Source organism: Saccharothrix sp. ST-888 (assembly GCF_000955975.1).
Classification (GTDB): Bacteria; Actinomycetota; Actinomycetes; order Streptomycetales; family Streptomycetaceae; genus Kitasatospora.
The window spans coordinates 1-4,615 of sequence record NZ_JYJF01000206.1 but is presented as its reverse complement, the minus strand read 5'-3'; the positions used below and the strand labels follow the sequence as shown (position 1 = coordinate 4,615).

The window sequence follows — 4,615 nt, the reverse complement described above, 5'->3', positions numbered from 1 at the left end:
GCGTATGCCTGGATGGCGTCGCGTTGGTATTCGGCAAGCCCGGCAGCGATCGCTTCGTAAGCCGCGCGCCACTGCTCGTTGTCGACGCACGCCTGGCCGATCGCCCGGAACTGCGCGGCGTCCATCACCTGTACCTGCGCCAGCGCCTGGTACTGGCTGCCGACCTCAGTCTGGGCGGCCGGTGCGCCGGTCGGCGTGCCCGCAGTCATCAGCTCGGCCATGCGGATCATCTGCGCAGTGCGTTCCCGTTGTCCCTGCTCGATGTCAGCCTGCGTCATCGAAGCGGCCACGTGCTCGGACCGCTGCGCCAACTCGGGCCATTCTTCTCGCAGTTCCGCGTCGTGCTGCGCAGCGTTGAAGCCGGCGAACAGGTTTTCCGGACGGTTGATCCTCGTCATGCTGTTCTCCTCTCGTGCCTTCTGTAGCTCGGTGATCGTGCGGGCGACGGTTCGGGTGAGGATGTCGAGGCGCCTGCGCTCCAGGACCAGCCGCTGATGGTGTGCACGCAGGGCTTCCAGCTCGTCCACCTGCTGGTCCAGGACCTTGCCGATCTCGTCCAGCCCGAGACCCAATTCCCTCAGCAGGAGGATCTGCTGCAAGCGCAGGAGCTGGCTCTCTTCGTAGTAGCGGTGACCGCCTGTGCCGATCCATGCGGGCGACAGCAGGTCGATCTCGCCGTAGTACCGCAGAGTCCTGGTCGTCACTCCCGACATCCGTGCGACCTCAGCGATCGGCCAGGCCATCGCCATCCTCCCCTCACTATGGCCGGTCGTTCCGGCCGCACCAACGACAGTAGGCGTTGACGCCGCGGCAGCTTCAAGCCCGAAGCACGAGCCGCGCAGGGACGACGTCAGCGGGTGGAAGCTGTCACGCCGCCGCCTCGGCGCGCTCGACGAGGATGCCGTTCTCGAACCTGGCGCCGGAGCGCACCAGGGCGACGGGGTGAGCGCCGGTGATCGCGCGCCAGCGGGCCTGGGCCGACTCAACGAGCTTGAACACCATGGCGAGCGCGGCGGCGGGGCCGCCGGCCCCACGGGTGACCTTGGTGCGTAGCTTGACTGTGGAGAAGGTGGACTCGAGGGGGTTCGTGCCGGGGAACTGCTCCAGCGCGGGCACGAAGTCGCCGCTGGACAGCCCGTGCAGGTAGAGCAGCGGCAGCACCTCGCTGACCTTCTTCGCCGGTAAGGACACCGGACGCAACTTGCACCCCGCCGTGTCCCAGAGCATGCTGGCCACCGATCCGCCCCAGCACACACGACTGCGGAGCCTGGTGACGAAGGCGTTCACGCCGGGCGCCGTCGCTCGGCTCCGCCCTTACATCGCCAGCGTGACGGACAAGCTGCTCGACGCGTGGGTGCCCGGCGAGCAGACCGACGCCATCGAGAGCCTCGCCGTCCCGCTACCCGTCACCGTCATCTGCCAACTGCTGGGGGTCCCCGACGCCGACCGCGCGGCGGTGCGCACCTGGTCCAACGAACTCTTCGCCGCCGGACAGCCCGAACGAATCGACTCCGCCTCGCACGCCGTCGCCGGCTACATGACTGAGCTCATCGCGGCGAAGCGCCACGCCCCCGACGACAGCCTGCTCAACGACTTGATCAGTGCACGCGACGGCGAGGACCGACTCAGCGAGGACGAGCTCGTCTCCCTCGCAGTGCTCCTGCTCGTGGCCGGGCACGAGACCACCACCAACCTGATCGGCAACGGTCTCCTGTCCCTGGTACAGGCGCCGGATTCGTTGCACCGCCTGCGAGACGAGCCTGACCTGGTCAACACGGCCGTGGATGAGCTTCTCCGGTTCGACTCCCCAGTGAGCATGGCTACCTTCCGGTTCGCCACCGAGGCCATCAGCCTCGGCGGCACCGAGATTCCTCCGGGCTCCCCGGTGCTCATCGCGCCCGGCGCCGCGAACCGCGACCCCGCTCACTTCCCCGACCCGGACCGACTCGACCTCGCCCGGGATACCAAGGGGCATCTCGCCTTCGGGCACGGCATCCACCGGTGCCTCGGGGCTCCCCTCGCCCGCGCCGAGGGTGAGATCGCCTTCCGGCGCATCGTTGCCCGATTCCCCCGGCTTCGCCTGGCTGTGCCCACTGCCGAGCTGCAATGGCGGCGCACACGGCTCATGCGGGGCCTTGAGGCGCTGCCCGTCCTGCCATAGGCCGAACCCAGGATGCGCCCGGTTCCGCCGTGCCGCAGGGTCGGGACATGGCCTCGATCGTCGTTCTTCTTGAGCTGGAGCCCGACCAGGAGATCGGACCTGACGGTGTCGAACCGGTCGTTCTTCTGGTGCACGCCGCCGGCGCCGACCCCGACGCCCCCGAGGACCCTCTCCCTCGAACTCTCTGCGGTCTCGACACCGACGCGATGGAACACGCCCACTACCGCCCGGCTCGGCCGGGTGAACCCTGGTACCCACCCGCGCTGTACGACAAGCGCTGCCGGGAGTGCCAAGCCGTGCTGAAAAGCCTGTGACGTCAGGCGAGACCGGCGGCTCGGGCGAGTACGTCGGCGTGGCGATCAACAGAGCCACCCGGAGCACTACATGTCGTCGGTAGCCCAGTGCGCGCCGTGCTCCAAGTACGAAGTCGCTACGCGGGATCGAGCGTCCAGTGCAGCGTGGACGCGGCGAGCGAGACGCGGGATGAGAAGGCCGTCGATCTGATCCGAGCTGTGGAAGGCGTACTCGCCGATTTCCACCCCGTCCAGGATGATCTGGGCACGCTCGTCGTCTGGGAGGATGCCGCCGTCGAAGACGAAGAGCAGCTTGTCCCCCTCGGTCGGGTGGGGCGCCCAGTCCGCGACGAGGAGTCGACCGACAGGTGGGGTGATGCCGAGCTCTTCCTTGACCTCCCGAGCCGCACCTTGGCTCGGCGTCTCGCCCGGGTGCAGGTAACCGCCGGGGATCTCCCAGCCGGGCTTGTAGGTGGGCTTGACCAGGAGCACCCGCCCGGTTTCGTCGAAGAACAGCACTCCTGCGGCGGTGCGGGGTTGGGCTACGGCCTCGTTGAGTTCGGAGTCGCTCATGGCGACGACTGTAGTCGTCCGGCAACGTCTCATCCGATGATGCGTAGCCGCTGGGCCACACCCGCGAGAAGGTGACTCGGCTTCCCGCGCTGCTGGCGGACCCACATGGTCACCAGTTGCCGGGGGATGAAGTGGTAGCGCACCTGTTCGGGGCCCAGCTCCTCGGCGTCCAGCAAGAGAGCGAGGGCTTCGTCCATGCGGTTCTGCGCACTGTAGGCACGGGCGACTTCGAGGGTGTGGCGTACGCGGCGTTCGAGCGGCAGGGTGGACGAATCCACCCGAGGGCCTTGGTCGGCGGCGATCTGGACGTCACCCAGCTCCATGGCCGTCGAGATGCGGTGGATTGCGACGTTGGTCGGTCCGAACGCCGTCCACATGTGGTTGGCGTCGTGGCCCAGACGTTGGGCCGCTTGATCAGCTTCTGCGCCCTCAGCGTCACGGCTCCGGCCGTCGGCGTGCTCCTCATCACCGCCGGCCTGACCCTGCCGGCCGCGCTCTGGCCACTCACACAGTTCCTCCGCCGCCGCTGGGAGCGCAAGTCGATCGCCGACCTCAATCCCCTGTGGCAGGACTTCGCCGCGGCCCTGCCCGAGATCGTCCTCGATGACGATGCCGTGATCGAGAACGAGACCGACTTCCTGCTTCACCGTCGCATCGTCGAGATCAACGACGGCATCCTCGCGCTGCGCCCCTACCGATCGCTCGCGGTGCAGCAAGCAGCCAGCCGTGAGGTTGAGCGTCGTAACCTGGCCGGTACTGCGAGCGGTGACGCAGCAGTCGAGGCAGCCGTCCTGGCAGCGGCCCTCCGAGCGCTGCGTACTGGCGCCGAGCCGGAGTGCGCTCTGGCGGCGCCAACTCCCGGATCCACTGCCCGCGCGGGAGACCTCCGCACCGAGACCCTCTGGCTACGCTCGGTGGCACGGGCGTACGCCGCAAGCGACATCGTCCGGACGGCCTCGCACGAGGCGCCGATGCTCGGGACGCTACAAGGATGAGCGTGAACAACCCACTTCAGGACCCAGGCTTCTTCCACAACCCGTACCCCACCTTCGCGGCGCTCCGAGGCACCTCTCCGGTCCAGAAGGTGTCCAGCGGAGGCGGGCGGTCGAGCTACCTCGTGACCGGCTATGCCGAAGCCAGGGAGGCTTTCACCGACCCGCGGCTGTCCAAGGACACGGCTGCCTTCTTCGCCGGCAAGGACACCGGACGCAACCTGCATCCCGCCGTGTCCCAGAGCATGCTGGCCACCGATCCGCCCCAGCACATCCGACTGCGGAGCCTGGTGACGAAGGCGTTCACGCCTGGCGCCGTCGCTCGCCTCCGCCCTTGCATCGCCAGCGTGACGGACGAGCTGCTCGACGCGTGGGTGCCCGGCGAGCAGGTCGACGCCATCGAGAGCCTCGCCGTCCCGCTGCCGGTCACCGTCATCTGCCAACTGCTGGGGGTTCCCAACGCCGACCGCGCGAAGGTGCGCATCTGGTCCAACGAACTCTTCGCGGCCGGCCAGCCCGCACGGATCGACGCGGCCTCGCATGCCGTCGCCGGCTACATGGCTGACCTCATCACGGCCAAGCGCCGCGCCCCCGAC

Annotated in this window: 6 protein-coding genes and 2 pseudogenes; 4 read left to right on the top strand and 4 right to left on the bottom strand. The window is 68.5% G+C overall.

Annotation, left to right across the window (positions count from 1 at the left end; genetic code table 11):
• Together UK12_RS31885 and UK12_RS31880 are read right to left on the bottom strand one after the other, a co-directional pair.
• Positions 1-743: MerR family transcriptional regulator (locus tag UK12_RS31885; RefSeq protein WP_045306700.1), on the bottom strand; the 743-nt coding region annotated here is incomplete at its 3' end.
• A gap of 124 nt (positions 744-867) precedes the next feature.
• Positions 868-1,089, bottom strand: a pseudogene (locus UK12_RS31880) (IS256 family transposase); the annotation flags it as partial.
• 181 nt (positions 1,090-1,270) lie between these two features.
• Between UK12_RS31880 and UK12_RS31875 the strand changes: the two are divergent.
• Entirely contained in the window at positions 1,271-2,161 is an 891-nt protein-coding gene (locus UK12_RS31875) for a cytochrome P450 family protein (protein ID WP_231591474.1), read from the top strand.
• Between the two features lie 47 nt (positions 2,162-2,208).
• Positions 2,209-2,475, top strand: a complete 267-nt coding sequence (locus tag UK12_RS31870) for a hypothetical protein (protein WP_045306696.1) — start codon at positions 2,209-2,211, stop codon at positions 2,473-2,475.
• 66 nt (positions 2,476-2,541) lie between these two features.
• Here the strand turns inward: UK12_RS31870 and UK12_RS31865 are convergent, their stop codons facing one another.
• Together UK12_RS31865 and UK12_RS31860 are read right to left on the bottom strand one after the other, a co-directional pair.
• Positions 2,542-3,027, bottom strand: coding sequence for an NUDIX domain-containing protein (locus UK12_RS31865; RefSeq protein ID WP_045306695.1), 486 nt, complete (start codon positions 3,025-3,027; stop codon positions 2,542-2,544).
• A gap of 29 nt (positions 3,028-3,056) precedes the next feature.
• Positions 3,057-3,404, bottom strand: a complete 348-nt coding sequence (locus UK12_RS31860) for a hypothetical protein (protein WP_045306694.1) — start codon at positions 3,402-3,404, stop codon at positions 3,057-3,059.
• Between the two features lie 33 nt (positions 3,405-3,437).
• Between UK12_RS31860 and UK12_RS40260 the strand changes: the two genes are divergently transcribed.
• Entirely contained in the window at positions 3,438-4,022 is a 585-nt protein-coding gene (locus UK12_RS40260; RefSeq protein WP_197085340.1) for an MAB_1171c family putative transporter, read from the top strand.
• Positions 4,019-4,615, top strand: a pseudogene (locus UK12_RS31850) (cytochrome P450); the annotation flags it as partial. The gene UK12_RS40260 and the pseudogene UK12_RS31850, both read left to right, overlap by 4 nt.